A 15925-nucleotide genomic window follows, 5' to 3' on the forward strand; every position below is an offset into this window, starting at 1 on the left:
AGTTTATTCCTTTCTTGAGATCATGTACAGGTTCTTAGATTATAAGGTTGAAAATAATCCAGATTCTAAATTATTGCTAGGAATGAAAGGATTATTATCAGAACGTGAAAGTACAATTATTATGGAACATAGTCGTAGAGGAAAGCTCCATAGAGCAAGGAAAGGTTGTGTAAGTGTAATTAATATTGTGCCTATTGGTTATAAGCGTATAAAGCATGTAGATAGAGAAAAGACACAAATTGAAATTAATGAAGAAGAAGCAAAAATAGTAAGGCAAATATTCATGTGGATAGGACAAGAAAGAATAAGCATAAGGGAAGTGATACGAAGACTAAGAGATAGGTCAATAAGAACAAGAACTGGAAAGAAGGTTTGGCGTCCAATAATAATTTGGAAGATGTTAAGAAACCCAGCGTATAAGGGACAAGCAGCGTTTGGTAAGTTAAAAAGGGTTGAAAGAATATCAAGAAAAAAAAGTAAACAAAAGGTAAAAAATGTTTCTGTTTATCGTACAGATGAAGAAAGTTGGATTTATATACCAGTACCAAAGATAGTTGATGAAGGATTATTTAACAAGGTACAAAAGCAACTGGATGAAAATAGAAAAAGAGCAAGAATGCAGAGAAGGGAAGAGATAAATCTACTACAAGGTCTAACTATATGTCAAAACTGCAAAAGTACGTATAGTGGTGTGCATCATAGGGATGGGGAAAAAACGTATAGCTATTATCGCTGTAGTAGTATAGTACGTATTACTGATGATGAGGAAAAATGTAACAATAAATTAGTCCGAGCAGATATGTTAGAAATAGCTGTATGGGGAAAGGTGAAAGATGTACTAAAAAACCCAGAGATGATAAAAAAGGAATACCAACGTAGAGTATTAGAAAATAAAAATGATGAATCATCAGAGAAAAAGTTTGCAAGAAGAGAAAATCAAATAAAAGAAGGTATCGAAAAATTAATGGAAGATTATTATAGTCAAGAAAATGTAGGAGAGAAAGGATATATAAGCGAGGAAGAATTTAAACAGACAATGAAAAAAATGAAGGAACGCTTACAAGGGATAGAAGAAGAGAAAAAAAAGGTAGTTGATCAGAAGGCAGTAGAAAAAGGAATAAGTCTTATTATAAATAGTATAAAGAATTTTTATTCTAGTGTAAAATCGAACCTGGAACAGCTAGATTGGCAAACTAAGCGCGGCATTATTAAAGCATTAATAGGACAAATTAACATTGGTCGTGATCAGGTAGAAGTAGGATTTCAGATCGAAGAACCAGAGTAGGATGGGGGAATTCTTAATTTGTATCATTGTACTACACATCATGATAAGGGCGCTGGCGGAGTTTGTCAAGTAAGTTTTTTCGTTTCTGCGAGCTACTACCCTTTCTTGGTGGACTAAAATCACAACAGCTGCAGAACCTAAATTGCTTCATACTACACCTTTCCCCTGAAACTAAAATCTATATACTTAACTTTAGAAACTTTAAAATAAGATGCGATCTAATATTAGGCAGTTATTTTACTATATAAAGCCTAATCTATCTTATTTCATCATAGCTTTTATTGCAGTTTTATTTTCAGCCTTAACGATCCTCCTCTTTGGCAGAGGCTTAAGCAATATAATTGATTCTGGCACAGAGCACGATTTTACTACCAAACTATTAGTTGCAATACTTATAGTTTTAGCCATTTCTCTCACTGCATTTACTCGGTTATATTTCATTGGCATTGGCAGCGAGAAAGTTATCGCAAGAATCAGATATGACTTATATAGCAGTATCACTGACTTGCAACCAAGTTTCTTTGAGAACACAGGCGTACAAGATGTTATTTCAGCATTGATTACTGATACATCTGTGCTGCAATCAATAATAAACAGCAGCTTACTAACCATATTACGAAATTTTGTGATTCTGATTGGTAGTGTTGCCATGTTATTATATACAAATATACAACTAACTGCGTATGCAGCCGCAATAATACCTATACTACTCATTATCATGACCTCACTTGGAAAAAAAGTGCGTAGCTATGCACGCTTTGCCCAGGATAAATTAAGTGAGCTTGCGTCATTTAGTGAGGAAAATTTTAGATCTATAGTGACTATCAAGTCGTTTGTACTCGAAGAAAATGAAAAAACCCGTTTTAAAGAGTATTTAAACTCAGTATCAAAATCATACGTAAAATTAGTACTCTTGCGTGCTATTCTAGTAACTCTCGTTATCATGTGTGTGATAGGTTCACTAGTTGTTTTGCTCTTTTTTGGTATTAAAGAAGTCTTAAGCAATAATATAACTATTGGAAAACTCTCCTCATTTGTGTTTTATTCAGCGCTCGCAGCAGGAGCTATAAATAATTTGAGCGATAATATCAGTGATTTACAACGAGGTCTTGGAATAGTAGAGCGTTTATTTGAATTTAAAAATATGAAAAGCTCTATAGCAGATGCCGATGATCCTATAAAAATTTGTAGTGTTCAAAAAGGAATTTCGTTTAATGGCGTAACATTTTTTTATGCTGATAAGCCAGCATTAGATAACGTATCATTTTCTATAGAGGCAGGTCAAGCAGTATCAATTGTTGGACCATCTGGCAGTGGTAAAAGCACCATTTTAAAACTTCTGCTCCGTTTTCATGATCCAAACAAAGGCAGCATTACTATCGATGGGCACAATATTAAGTCAATTGCGCTAAATGACCTCAGATCGTTGTTTGGCTTAGTGCCACAAGATCACATGATATTTTCTTGCTCAATAATGGAAAATATACTATATGGCAAACCGGGTGCTGAATATGAGGAAGTGAAGCAAGCAGCTATCAGTGCTTATGCGATGGAATTTATTGATAAGCTGCCTGATAAATTTGATACATTTGTAGGAAAAAGAGGATTAAAACTTTCTGAAGGACAAAAACAACGTATTATAATAGCAAGAGCCATACTCAAAAACCCTCAGGTTTTAATACTGGATGAAGCAACCTCTGCCCTTGATTATAAAAGTGAGAACCTCGTGCAAAAAGCATTGAGCGAGTTAATGCAAAACAGAACAACAATCGTAATTACACACAGGCTATCAACCGCACTCAAGACTGACAAGATTATAGTAATTAATCATGGAGAGGTAGAAGAAGTAGGAACTCATGACTCTCTAATAAGTAAAGACGGGCTATATGCAAAATTAGCGAAGATACAATAGGCATGAAATATTATGTAAATTAAAAGAGAATTTAAGCTATATCGTTGTTGATTTAACGAGTATGCTAGATTTAATATTAAAATTATTAATTTTTTAATTTTATTATTTTATAATGGTTCCATAGTTATCCGGAAATTTCGTGATCTGTGGTTTCTTTCATTCACGTTATATTCATAGCTTGTTCTATCTTAATGTAATTCCAATTTTGACTGTATAGGAGGTCTCTATGTTAAAACATAACTATAGTGATAAAATCAATAATCGCTATTCATATACTAACAAATTTTCTCATAGTGACGAAGGTGTAGATGAGACGATCAAGGATCAAATCACAACTGAAGATCAGGTAGTAACTGATGATGAGGTTACAACTGAGGATCAGGTTACGGATCTAAGAGATCAGATCGAAAAAGGGAAAAGGGATGCTGAACTTGCCAGAGAAGCACTTGGAAAGTGCGAAGACAAGGCTAAGAAGGCAGAAGGTGATGCTGAAAAGACAATAAAACGTGCAAAAGAGGATGCTGCAAAGGCAAGAGAACGTGCAGAAGAGGATGCTGAAGCTAAAGAAGCAGCTGAGAAAGTAGCAAAACAAGCACAGGGTGAAGCTAAAGAAGCAAAAGAGCAGTTTACAAAATGCGAAGAAAATGCTGAGAGGATAAAAAAAGACGCTGAACAGGCAAGAGAACGTGCAGAAGAGGATGCTGAAGCTAAAGAAGCAGCTGAGAAAGTAGCAAAACAAGCTCAAGATGAGATTGAAAAAGTGAAAGCAGAAGCTAAACAGGTAAAAATAGAGGTTGAGAAAGCAAAAGAGGAGGCTGAAAGGATAAAAGAAGCACTTGTACAGTGTGAAAAGAAAGTTGAGAAAGCCAAAGAAGAAGTTGTAAAGTGTAAAATTGGAATGGCAAAGGCAGAGGTTGAGTGGTATAAAAAAGAAGCTGAAGAATGCAAAAAAGAGAAAGGAATTGGTACAGGCAAACCTGATACTGGTGAAAAAGGAGATGAAACTGGTACAGGCAAACCTGATACTGGTGAAAAAGGAGATGAAACTGGTACAAACAAACCTGATACTGGTGAAAAAGGAGATGAAACTGGTACAAACAAACCTGATACTGGTGAAAAAGGAGATGAAACTGGAAAAGCAAGTGTCATTACATCTCAAGAAATAACCTTAGATTGTTCCCGAGCTGAAAATTGTGGAGCGCATGCTTCTTGGTATACAACTTATAATAAGATAGGTCATCAAGGTTTTAATACATCTGATTTACTAAAGGAATTGTATCCTGAGATGTATAGTAATCCTAAAATTGCGACACATATAGAAAAGGGAATAGAGGGTTATTACGGTGTAGTAAATTTTAAATTTGCCTTTACAGAGCTTTTTGATTCAGCACACTATTTTAGTAATATGTCATGTAAAAAATGTATGGATAATCCACAAGAGATAGCCTGTCAAGACGATGAAATTAAGAGTTTCTGTTACCCTGCCGGTTATCATAATAATAAAGAATACAACAAAAGCTTTTTTGTTAGAGAATCATGTCCTGATCTCATTAGAGAGTCTGATCGAACAATTGTTGCAAAAGCAAAACAAATTGCACCATTGATACTTGTTAACACATTAGGACAAATGATAGATAAAGAGGGCAATAACACTCAGATATTGTATGGTTCATTAAAGCCTTATCTAAAGGCTAATGGCAAAATAAAGGACTGTGGAGTTGACAAAAAGTGTGAAGATTTTGCTAAAATTATGAAGAAAGTTGCATGGGACAGTGATAAGGAAGTACTATTAAAAACTGTTTTCGATAGTACGGAAACAAATCCTTACTATTATGATAATGAGGATAGTCCTGTTTCTGTTGATACTAGTTTTATATAAGATTGAATGCTTTCTGGGCTTTTCAGCCCAGATGGCATTTTTGCAGAAAAATAGGGTGAGTAACCAGGATCGAACTGGCGACATTCAGCACTACAAACTGACGCTCTGCCAACTGAGCTACGGTTGCCAATAGGAACTCACAACTCTCTAATAAGTAAAGACGGGCTGTATGCAAAACTGGCGAAGATACAGTGGAATTGAAAGAAAATTTAAATCATACCGTTAGTTGATATGCTAGATTTATAATTAAAATTATTAAATTTTTAATCATTTTAATTTATAATAATCTCATAGTATTTTTTAAAGGATCATTATGGTTTATAATTATAGTCATTTACCAAAGCTACCATGTACGGCTTTTAATTCGCCAGCATCAGTTTCACCAACACCAGTATCGAACTGTGCACAAGCTTGTGCACCTGCACAAGCACCTTGTGCTACTAATTCGTGCCACAATCATTTTAACTCATATCATAACTATTATGACACATGTCATAATCCTTGTGATGAATTTGGGTTTCTTTATTAGAAGATTGTTTTTAAACAACTCATAAACGCACGTCTAGCTATACGTGCTTCCAAGAGCACATGGGTGTTATTCAACCCATGTGTTTCATGTTTTGCTTGAGAAGATAAGCAATTGTTATTCACAGTAACCATATATTACAATTTATTTCAGCAACACGACTAATTTGACTACTGACAGCTTCTTCTTGGGATCTTGTCATTATTCTACCATAGTAAAACTTTTAACTCTAATATCTGCTACATTAAAGTCGTATTTTGAAATGTACTGTAAGTTAAGGACTGTGTGTATGCTAATTTTAGCCTTAAAATTATTAAATCATTAACTTTTTTATCCTATAATAATCTAATAGTTGCTTTTTAAAGGATTTTTATGACTTACAATTTTTCTTCGTATCCACGTATGGATTCATGTACTCCTGTGCGCACAGCTTGCATAACTGACCCACGGTACCATCATAACTTTGACCCACGTTGCCATAACCGCTTTGACTCGCGGCATGATGGACTCGAATTAAATATACAGCTTCCCGAATTCGATTTAAATATACCACCTTGTCCTGCTTGTCCTGATACTGTTTGTCCCCCTGCTCCTGCTTGCCCCCCTGTTCCTGCTTGTCCTGCTTGTCCCCCTTGTCCACAAGTTAAGCCTGAACCTGAATCTAAAACAATCGTTGATTTTTCAAAGCTTGCAATAACGGTCAACCCAATAACTGATGATATTCTTGATATTGAGACCAAAGAGCCAACAGGCTACAAGTTTAAAGAATGTGCAAAAACTATTCAGAATGCTAAAAACAACCTTCAGGTTATAGATGGTAAACTTGTGGGCAGTTGTGAAAACAATTCTGAATGTGATGAATGTGTAGAAGCAATAAACTCTTCTATATTAGATGCAAAAAGTGCTGAAGCCTTTTTTTCTACCCACAATATGTCAGTGCTAGAAGGCACTGTTCATATTATATAAAAGTAATACAGTGTGTACATTGTTAGTACACACTTCCATCTTATGGTTAATTTTTTAATAATTTTATTTACTAATGGAGATATTTTATGCCAACGAATACTTTTTCTTGTCCGAATCAAAAAAATGCAAATCATGTACGTATATTGCCACTTGATACGTGCTATGTCAGTGATATGTTGAAAATTAATTTGTTCACAAAGTTGGATGATTGTAAAGTCAATAAGAGTAAGTTGATTTATGATAAATGTGGTAAAGATCTTAAGTGTAAGATTGATGATAAGACTATGAATGAACTGAAAAAATGTTTTAAGTTTGAGATTGATGATAAGACTAAGAATGAACTGAAAGAAAATATTAAGGATGAACTGGAGAAAGGTCTTAAGTTTGAGATTGATGATAAGACTAAGAATGAACTGAAAGAAAATATTAAGAATGAACTGGAGAAAAGTCTTAAGTTTGAGATTGGTGATAAGACTAAGAATGAACTGAAAGAAAATATTAAGAATGAACTGGAGAAAGGTCTTAAGTGTGAGATTGATGATAAGACTATGAATAAACTGAAAGAAAGTATTAAGAATGAACTGAAGAAAGGTCTTAAGTGTGAGATTGATGATAAGACTAAGAATGAACTGAAAGAAAATATTAAGAATGAACTAAAGAAAGAGAAAGAGCCTGATGATGTTAAAGAACCTGATGGTGTTAAAGAACCTGATGATGTTAAAGAGCCTGATGATGTTAAAGAACCTGATGATGTTAAAGAACCTGATGCTGGTAATGATGGTTACAGCGAAGGTATGGCTTTCTCTTACCATGGTTACAGCAACGACTTAATATAAACTCTGATCCAGGAAGATAAAATAGTTAAGATAAACCTTCAACTAGCCCCACTTATTCGCTATATTGTTGGAGGTTTTCATAGTTTTTCTAGTTGATGAACATTTTCAAAAGGGCTTCTTCCTTAATTTTGAGTAAATTAAACGAGTTGAAGCAAAGGGGTATTATAAATACAGATACAACAAACTTTATCGTAGAACCCCCAAGTAACAGAGCACATGGAGACATTTACACAAACGTTGCCATGGTGCTTGCAAAGCATGAAAAGAAGAATCCCATTGAAATTGCAGAGGTTTTAGCCAAAGAATTTGAACTTTTTGATGAAGTTGCAAAAGTGGAAATAGCGGGCCCTGGTTTCATCAACATACACTTAAAAATAAAAGTATGGCATGGGATTTTAAAACAAATAAATGAGCTAAAAACAGAGTTTGGCACCCTAGATATAGGGAACAATCAGGCCATCAATGTTGAATTTGTATCTGCAAATCCAACTGGTCCACTGCATATTGGTCATGCAAGAGGGGCAGTATTTGGTGACGTTCTGGCAAACTTACTAAAAAAAGTTGGTTATAAAGTTACTAAGGAATACTATATTAACGATGCTGGAGCGCAGATAGATACACTAATAAAGTCAGTATATCTGCGGTACAAAGAAGCTCTGGGAGAAAAAATCAGTATAGAAAAAGGTTTATACCCAGGTGAATATTTAAAACCGATAGGGGAGGAGCTGGCCAAAAAATATGACAAGGAGCTTCTAAAAAAGCAAGATAATCAGATAATTAGAGACTATACTTTAAGTTCTATCTTAGAACTTATAAAGGAAGACATGAACTTGCTTGGAGTAAATCATGATGTTTTTACTTCAGAGTATGAGCTACAAAAAAGTGGCAAAATTGAAGAGAGTATAAAGATATTGTCTGACAAGGGTCTAGTGTATGAAGGGTACTTGGAGAAACCAAAAGGCAAAGAAAGCGAAAATTGGACTTCCAGAAAAGAAATGTTATTTCGCTCTACAAAATTTGGTGATGACGTTGACCGCGCACTGAAAAAAGAGGACGGCAGTTGGACTTATTTTGCCTCGGATATTGCTTACCATTTTGATAAGATATCACGTGGTTTTAACAATATGATCTTAGAGGTTGGTAGTGACCACGGCGGTTATGTCAAAAGACTCAAAGCAGTCGTCTCTGCGCTCAGTGATGATCAAGCAAAAATAGAGGTAAAACTGCATAATATTGTGAATTTTTTCGAGAACGGCAAACCTGTTAAGATGTCCAAAAGATCAGGAAACTTCCTCACAGCAAGAGATGTAGTGGAAGAAGTTGGCAGGGACATAACTCGTTTTATAATGTTAACACGCAAGAATGATATGGTCTTGGACTTTGATTTTGCTAAAGTTAAAGAACAGTCAAAAGACAACCCTATTTTTTACGTGCAATATGCGCATGCTCGTGCTCACTCATTAATGCGTAATGCTCCAAAAGAGCTCCCAACAGCAGATTCTTCACTTTTAAAGACCGATGGGGAGCTCTTCCTCATAAAAACCTTAGCAAAGTGGCCAAATGTGATAGAAACTGCAGCAAGGCTTTATGAGCCACACAGAATTACTTTCTACTTACTTGAAGTTGCAGAAGCGTTTCACGTTTTATGGGGGTATGGCAAGAGTGATTTAAACATGCGGTTCATACTGGAAGACAACTTAAACCTCACCGCTGCAAGAATGTTTCTCGTACAAGCCTTAGCGCACGTCATCGCTTCTGGACTTTCTATCTTCAATATAGAGCCTTTGGAAGAGATGAGTTGATTTTTTTATGCAAGATTGTTTTTTCAACGAATAGAGAAGTTGACAAAATTAAGTAAAAATGTTATAGTTTATAGTAGTATTTTCTGGTTAATATATGGCTCACAGTCAAAAAAAGCTCAATGTTAATGTAAGTTTTGACAGTAAATTGGCTCAGTATCTTACAGAAATGGCAGAGACTCAAAATAAAACTATTCCTGAAGTTTTAGTAGATTTAGTGGAAGAAGAGTTCGAAGAAGATGTAGAGCTATCCAAAATAGCTGACGATCGCCTCTCTGAAGGTGAAGAAGAAGTAGAGGATGATGAAAACATCTGGAAATAAAACTTACACTATAAAATTCTTAAAAAATGTTATTGAAAAAGAAATTCCAGCTCTTCCGGCAAAGATTAAATTAATGGTTCAGGAGGCCATAAAGAACGCCTTACAGTTGATCCTTTTAATCTAGGAAAGCCTTTATGTCATAGCTTTAGAGGGCAATATAGGATAAGGGTTAGCAACTACCGTATATATTTACAGCATAAATCATTCAGAGCGCAGAGTACTTATTACTGCAGTGGGGCATAGAAAAAACATTTACAAACACAGGAGATTACACAATTAAAAATATAAGAAGACAACTTAAACCTTACCGCTGCAACTCGTGCAAGCCTTAGATCGCTTCTGGACTTTCCATCTTTAATATAGAACCTCTGGAAGAAATGAGTTGATTTTTTTTTGTTACAATATGTAATGATCAAAATATTATTCAAAGTAGGGTAAAGTTATGACAATCAGTTTTAGGGAGTATTCAACTGTATTCACTGAAGTTGCGGAACAGACAGATTTAAATGGAAATAACATAATTGAAAGAATAAAAGGGCAGTTTAAATCACGCCAAAGTGACTATGAGGAGTGGCAAGCAGCCAATTTTCATGTGGACTTCTTATTTCAATCTATTCTTTGTCAAGGTAACGAAGAAGATAAACACACGTTATTACATTTAGCTGCTCACACAGGCCGTATCAAGATAATCAAAGCTCTAATAAAAAAAGGGGCAGATGGTGTGCCGTAGAGACACAAAGAATGTTCAAGTAAGAGCAAACTAAGTGCAAAAGCTGCACAGTAGATGAGGGTAGGTCCCTCGGAGCCGGTTTACAAGAGCAGGCTTCAAACAACCATAAGCTGCTTTGGTAAAGAGCCAAGGTAGTGAGCGTTATGGAAAAGGCATAATTATATGTCATGTAAGGAATAGAGAGATGAACGAAAGTGAACCACTGATGAAGTGTCGAAACCTTTTAAATGACGTCAAAACCAGGGGGTCGTTTGTAACCTGGGATAAATCTATCGGGAGCTTGTTTACTGGATAGATGGCGTCCGGCATAAAGGTGGCATGAATCTATTTCAGGCTATTGTGTGGAACTACGGGAACCTGTCGTTTCGATGATAAGGGAGAAATCCAAGGAGCTAAACTCTAAGGATGAGAGTACCGATGCGAAAAACAGGGGCGGATCAGCTCGTAGTAGTGAAGAAGTTTCTGTAATGGAAATGGAGCGAAGGAGCTGAGTTATTCAGTTTTAATTATGTATCAACCGAAAGGGAGGAGTTAATGAATAAAACAAAGTCTTTTGATATACCAAAGCAACTTATTTGTAGGGCTTATAAACAAGTATCGAAAAATAAAGGTGCGGCTGGTGTGGATGAGGTTTCGATAACAAAGTTTGAAGAAAATCTAAAAGATAATCTGTACAAACTATGGAATAGGATGTCATCCGGAAGTTATTTTCCAGAGCCGGTAAAAGCTGTTGCGATACCAAAAGATACAGGAGGGCAAAGAATTTTATGTGTTCCTTCAGTATTCGACAGGATAGGGCAAACGGCTGCTGCTATGTATCTAGAGCCGCTGGTAGAACCAAAATTTCATGAGGATTCATATGGTTATAGACCAAATAAGTCTGCACTGGATGCGGTAGATACAGCTCGTAAAAGATGCTGGAGGTACGATTGGACGATAGATCTTGATATATCTGGATTTTTCGACAATTTGGACCACGGCTTGGCATTGCAAGCTATCAAAAAGCACACAGACTGCAAATGGGTCATACTGTATGTTGAGAGGTGGATGAAAGCCCCCATTCAGCAAGCAGATGGCAGTAAGGTAGTTAGGGATAAAGGAGTTCCGCAAGGAGGTTCAGTTAGCCCAATCATCTCTAATATATTCATGCATCATGTGTTTGATATATGGATGAAAAAGAACTACCCGACAGTACCATTTGAGAGGTATGTGGATGATGCGATAGTGCACTGCAGAACAGAGAAACAGGCAGAGTTTGTGAAAGTAATGATCGAAGAAAGATTGGCTGAGTATAAGTTGAAATTGCATCCTGAAAAGACACAGATAGTGTACTGTAAGGATGACAATAGGAGTGGTGAATTTCCTAAACAAAGTTTTAATTTTCTGGGTTACACATTCAGACCCAGGTTAGCAAGAAATAAAATAGGGAAGTATTTTGTTTCATTTCTTCCAGCAATTAGCAACAAGGCCAAGAAAAAGATTACTACAACCATAAGGTCATGGAAAATGCTACGAAATACGCATATAACATTAGAGGAGATATCAGGAAAAGTAAATCCAATAGTCAGAGGCTGGTATCAGTACTATGGCAAATTTTACAGAACTGAAGTATACAAATCTCTAAAGAATATAGAGCGGCATCTAGAAAAGTGGGTGAAAAGGAAATATAAGAGACTCAGGAGTCACGGAAGACTAGCAAGACAATTTCTAGGAAAGGTGAGAAAGAGGTCTCCGGATATTTTCTATCACTGGACACTAGGGTTAGGCCAAAAGGCTGAATAATGGAAGCTGTATAAATCGAGAGGTTTACGTACAGTTTTGCGAGAGACTGGTGGGGAAGTTCCACTGGTCTACTCTCCTTAATGCAGTGAGTCAAAATCATAAAAATACTCCTTTGCATGTGGCTATTGGCGAGATAGATGTAATAAATGCTCTATTAGACAAGGGTGCAAAGGTTAATGCAGTGAATAAATTGGGAGATACTCCTTTGCATATAGCTGTTAAGGATGGCAATGTAAATTTAGTAAAGGCTCTATTAGATAAGGGTGCAAATTTTTTATTAAAGAATAAAGATGGCAAGACTCCAAAAGACTTAGCTATAGATGATAGAATAAAAAAGCTTCTGAAAGAATCTACATCAGCAACCCAAAAAGGTATTTACGCCGGTAGTGCAACCGCATTATTAGGCACTGCAGCAGCAGCACTAGCAGTTGGTGGTGTTACATATATGATGTTAAAGCCTAGTACTGAAATGGATGAAGTGAAAGAAGAACAAGGCATAACTGGTGATGAGCGGAAAGTATAGCCGCTTGATCTGCTGGATCCCAGTGGGCTTTGTTGCATAGCGTTCAGGAAAACTAGCAGTTACTGACAAAATTCATTATAAAATAGCCATTTAACTGCTTAAAGAAAAAATATGCCACAGAAAATGAAAGTCAGTAACCAAAACGAATATAACAAATTCCTTGAAAAAAGGGGAAATATTTTTCACTTCATTAACGAAGCAATTGAAAATTGGTATGAAAATAGTCCAAAAATGCAAGGCGGCAGCTATATTTACAGTGATAAAGTTGTAATTTTGGTGCATATAATCGTCAATCTCTTTAGAATTGGTTTAAGACAAACAGTCGGATTTATAAAAGGATATTTGCAACAAATAGGAAAAGATTTGCAGCTATTCGCAAGCTTCAAAAAAAACTTAATATTAAGATCAATGATTGCAGAAAATAATATGAAAGATATTGAAGTTGCCGTAGATAGCACAAATTTATAACATGTATTAAACAAGACTTGACCTGACACTTTAAAAAAGTAAGTTAAAAATAAAGGAGTGTTAGATATGAGTACAATACAGACAAAAATATTAAAACCAAAGCTAGAGAACTAGCAAAACAACTAGGAAATGTGTCTCAAGCATGCAAAGTGATGGGATACTCAAGAGATACATTTTATCGCTTTAAGGAGTTATATGAAAATGAAGGAGAAGAAGCATTACATGAAATAAGTAAGAAAAAACCGCTATTAGCAAACAGAGTTTCCGACGATATAGAAAGAGCAGATAGCAACAGAATTTCCAGCATATGGGCAAGAAAGAGCTGCAAATGAACTGAGAAAAAGAGGTATCCCAAGGAGGATGTATGGCTTCTAAGAAACTCCCTCAACTAGTTCCACAATGTTCGTACAGTTGTGCATAGGATGACAAAAGAGTAAACTTTATCTATGTGAGCTATATCTTATAACAATTCCAGACTAGATTATTTTCTTGCAGCGAATAAGTGGAAACTTTTCGCTTAACTGTAGAGTAGAAGAGAGCTCACTAAAAAACTTTGCTAGCGTATCATCTTTAGGCTTATGGTATATATCGCTAGAAACTCCTGATTGAATAATTTTACCATTTTTCATTACGTAGATAAAATCTGCAACTTTCAATGCTTCTTGCGGGTCATGAGTTACCATTAGCACAGGGATATTTTTACTTCTAAAAAGGGACAATATATGTTGTCTTATTCGGCACTTGAGCAGTATATCTAAATTAGAAAATGGTTCATCTAACAACACAACATCAGGGTTTTGTGCCATCACTCTTGCTATTGCAACTAATTGTTGCTGTCCTCCAGATAAGGCGTTAGGGTACATATTTTCGTATTTTTCTATATTGAGTAACTTCAAAATTTCCAATGCAATTAGGTGCTTTTCTCTCTTGGAAGAGCTGCGGATAGCAAAGGTTATATTTTCTACTACTGTTTTATGAGGAAATAATGCAGAATGCTGAAAAATCAATCCGATATTTCTATGCTCTATAGCGACTGATGCCTTATTGCTTGCAACTAACCTATCATTTATAAAAATAGTTCCAGATTTTGGATTTTCTATCCCCGCAATTAATTTCAAAATTGTTGACTTGCCACAGCCAGAATGCCCCAATAAACATGCAACATTTCCTTTCTTTACTTTAATGTTTATATTGTTTAAAGCAAAGTCGTTTTGATTGTTATAGAAATAACCAATGTTGTTAACTAGCATTAATCTTACTTAAACCATGTTATTAAATATAATAGCATTATACTCAAGAAGTACAGAAATGTTTTTTGTCGTCATAAATTGGTTATGCAAGAAATCTAGAAAAGAGAAGGATTTTTTGCTATAACTTTACATAAATGGTAGGAAACATGGGACTATAGCTCAGCAGGATAGAGCGTTGGACTCCTAATCCGAAGGTCGTGCGTTCGAATCGCACTAGTCCCACCACATTAAATTTCATGGAGATTTTTTCTCACAAATACACACACCTTTTTTTGCGGTTTTAAGATATAAATTCCCTTTAAGTTAATATTTATAGCGAAACAACAACCGTCATCCCGCTGCTTGTTAGCGGGATCTAGAGATACCGCGGTGGTATGACGTAGAGCCAGCATAACACAACACTTTTATACTCACCAACTCAGTATCCTGGATTCCAGTGTCAGCTACTTGCATGACACCGTCATAAAGAGAAGAGATGCTACAGCGGAAAAGTTGAAAAAGGCAGCTACCACTGAATTGAAATAAGTAGCTACCCAAAGTTCAGTACAACATGGTGTTTGTAAAACTTAATTTGTCGCTTCCTAGTAATTCTGATATAGTTACTTTAGTTAAAGTCTACAAAAGTTTATAAATGGCAACCTTAAGTGTAAGAGAAGCTTTATGCACAGCAATTAGAGAAGAAATGCAAAACGACCCTGATGTGCTTATCATGGGTGAAGAAGTTGCAGAGTATGATGGTGCTTATAAAGTAACGAAAGGATTACTGAAAGAGTTTGGAGAAAGTAGGGTAATTGATACACCTATTACCGAACATGGATTTGCTGGTCTTGCTGTTGGAGCAGCATTTGCTGGGTTAAAGCCAATCGTTGAGTTTATGACTTTTAATTTTTCTATGCAGGCTATTGACCAAATTGTGAATTCCGCAGCAAAAACAAATTATATGTCAGGCGGACAACTTGGATGCCCTGTAGTATTTCGTGGACCAAATGGCGCTGCAGCAAGAGTTGCTGCACAACACTCTCAATGCTTTGCATCTTGGTATTCGCATATACCGGGGTTAAAAGTAATAGCACCCTATTTTGCCTCCGATTGCAGAGGTCTGCTTAAAGCTGCAATTCGTGACCCTAATCCGGTAATATTTCTAGAAAACGAAATAGCTTATGGACATGAGCATGAAGTTTCTGACTCTGAGCTATCAAACAAAGATTATCTACTTGAGATAGGCAAAGCTGCTGTTATACGGGAAGGAAAGGATGTAACTATCACTGCTTTTTCATTAAAATTAATGGATGCCTTAAATGCAGCAGATTTACTTTCTGATGAGGGCATAGAAGCTGAAGTTATTGACCTCAGAACCTTAAGACCACTTGACACTCAAACTGTTATTAACTCTATTCAGAAGACTAATAGGTTAGTTAGTGTAGAAGAAGGATGGCCATTTGCAGGAATAGGAGCAGAGCTGTCAGCCGTTGTCATGGAACAAGGATTTGACTACCTTGATGCTCCAGTTATACGCGTAACTGGCGAGGACATCCCCTTACCTTATGCTACGAATCTAGAAAAAAAAGCATTACCACAAGTGGAAGATATAGTTGAAGCGGTGCATCAGGTCTGTTTTAGAAAAAAATAAGTTTTAATTTCCAATAC

At 35.9% G+C, this 15925-nt stretch carries 14 protein-coding genes, 2 tRNA genes and 2 pseudogenes; 15 read left to right on the forward strand and 3 right to left on the reverse strand.

Annotated features, from left to right (window positions below; translation table 11 throughout):
- Window positions 1-22: 22 nt before the first annotated feature.
- The 3 genes from AABM58_RS06455 (at window position 23) to AABM58_RS06465 (ending at window position 5076) form a co-directional block, all read left to right on the forward strand.
- On the forward strand, window positions 23-1285 hold the full coding sequence (locus AABM58_RS06455; protein ID WP_338406684.1) for a recombinase family protein: 1263 nt from the start codon (window positions 23-25) through the stop codon (window positions 1283-1285).
- 211 nt (window positions 1286-1496) lie between these two features.
- Complete coding sequence (locus AABM58_RS06460) at window positions 1497-3197, forward strand: ABC transporter ATP-binding protein (protein WP_338406685.1); 1701 nt, start codon at window positions 1497-1499, stop codon at window positions 3195-3197.
- Window positions 3198-3423: 226 nt separating this feature from the next.
- Entirely contained in the window at window positions 3424-5076 is a 1653-nt protein-coding gene (locus tag AABM58_RS06465) for a hypothetical protein (protein ID WP_338406686.1), read from the forward strand.
- Between the two features lie 56 nt (window positions 5077-5132).
- Here AABM58_RS06465 and AABM58_RS06470 read toward each other — a convergent pair.
- Window positions 5133-5197: transfer RNA gene (locus tag AABM58_RS06470), tRNA-Tyr, on the reverse strand.
- A 209-nt stretch (window positions 5198-5406) separates the two neighbouring features.
- Window positions 5407-5532, reverse strand: a complete 126-nt coding sequence (locus AABM58_RS06475; RefSeq protein WP_338406687.1) for a hypothetical protein — start codon at window positions 5530-5532, stop codon at window positions 5407-5409.
- A gap of 442 nt (window positions 5533-5974) precedes the next feature.
- Between AABM58_RS06475 and AABM58_RS06480 the strand changes: the two genes are divergently transcribed.
- The 10 genes and pseudogenes from AABM58_RS06480 to AABM58_RS06525 form a co-directional block, all read left to right on the forward strand.
- Window positions 5975-6568, forward strand: coding sequence for a hypothetical protein (locus AABM58_RS06480; RefSeq protein WP_338406688.1), 594 nt, complete (start codon window positions 5975-5977; stop codon window positions 6566-6568).
- 86 nt (window positions 6569-6654) lie between these two features.
- Window positions 6655-7404 (forward strand): hypothetical protein, encoded by a 750-nt coding sequence (locus tag AABM58_RS06485; RefSeq protein ID WP_338406689.1) that lies wholly within the window; start codon window positions 6655-6657, stop codon window positions 7402-7404.
- Between the two features lie 95 nt (window positions 7405-7499).
- Window positions 7500-9206 carry an arginine--tRNA ligase gene (argS, locus tag AABM58_RS06490; protein ID WP_338406690.1) on the forward strand — a complete coding sequence of 569 codons (1707 nt, stop codon included), beginning with the start codon at window positions 7500-7502 and terminating at the stop codon, window positions 9204-9206.
- 94 nt (window positions 9207-9300) lie between these two features.
- The gene (locus AABM58_RS06495) at window positions 9301-9525 is read left to right on the forward strand and encodes a hypothetical protein (protein ID WP_010962565.1); all 225 of its coding nucleotides are present in this window, start codon (window positions 9301-9303) and stop codon (window positions 9523-9525) included.
- A gap of 442 nt (window positions 9526-9967) precedes the next feature.
- Window positions 9968-10255, forward strand: a complete 288-nt coding sequence (locus AABM58_RS06500) for a hypothetical protein (protein WP_338406691.1) — start codon at window positions 9968-9970, stop codon at window positions 10253-10255.
- Window positions 10256-10623: 368 nt separating this feature from the next.
- Window positions 10624-10746 (forward strand): hypothetical protein, encoded by a 123-nt coding sequence (locus AABM58_RS06505; RefSeq protein WP_338405986.1) that lies wholly within the window; start codon window positions 10624-10626, stop codon window positions 10744-10746.
- A gap of 43 nt (window positions 10747-10789) precedes the next feature.
- Complete coding sequence (gene ltrA, locus AABM58_RS06510) at window positions 10790-12037, forward strand: group II intron reverse transcriptase/maturase (protein ID WP_338405985.1); 1248 nt, start codon at window positions 10790-10792, stop codon at window positions 12035-12037.
- Window positions 12038-12086: 49 nt separating this feature from the next.
- Complete coding sequence (locus AABM58_RS06515; RefSeq protein WP_338406692.1) at window positions 12087-12560, forward strand: ankyrin repeat domain-containing protein; 474 nt, start codon at window positions 12087-12089, stop codon at window positions 12558-12560.
- Between the two features lie 123 nt (window positions 12561-12683).
- Window positions 12684-13025: pseudogene (locus AABM58_RS06520) on the forward strand (transposase); the annotation flags it as partial.
- 69 nt (window positions 13026-13094) lie between these two features.
- Window positions 13095-13379 (forward strand): annotated as a pseudogene (locus tag AABM58_RS06525) (helix-turn-helix domain-containing protein); the annotation flags it as partial.
- 125 nt (window positions 13380-13504) lie between these two features.
- Here the strand turns inward: AABM58_RS06525 and AABM58_RS06530 are convergent.
- Window positions 13505-14278, reverse strand: a complete 774-nt coding sequence (locus AABM58_RS06530) for an ABC transporter ATP-binding protein (RefSeq protein ID WP_253302498.1) — start codon at window positions 14276-14278, stop codon at window positions 13505-13507.
- 148 nt (window positions 14279-14426) lie between these two features.
- Between AABM58_RS06530 and AABM58_RS06535 the strand changes: the two genes are divergently transcribed.
- Both AABM58_RS06535 and AABM58_RS06540 read left to right on the forward strand, forming a co-directional pair.
- Window positions 14427-14503, forward strand: a tRNA-Arg gene (locus tag AABM58_RS06535).
- A gap of 406 nt (window positions 14504-14909) precedes the next feature.
- Window positions 14910-15908, forward strand: a complete 999-nt coding sequence (locus AABM58_RS06540; protein WP_338406694.1) for a pyruvate dehydrogenase complex E1 component subunit beta — start codon at window positions 14910-14912, stop codon at window positions 15906-15908.
- The last annotated feature ends 17 nt before the right edge of the window (window positions 15909-15925 follow it).

Source organism: Wolbachia endosymbiont (group A) of Longitarsus flavicornis (genome assembly GCF_963931955.1).
Classification (GTDB): Bacteria; Pseudomonadota; Alphaproteobacteria; order Rickettsiales; family Anaplasmataceae; genus Wolbachia.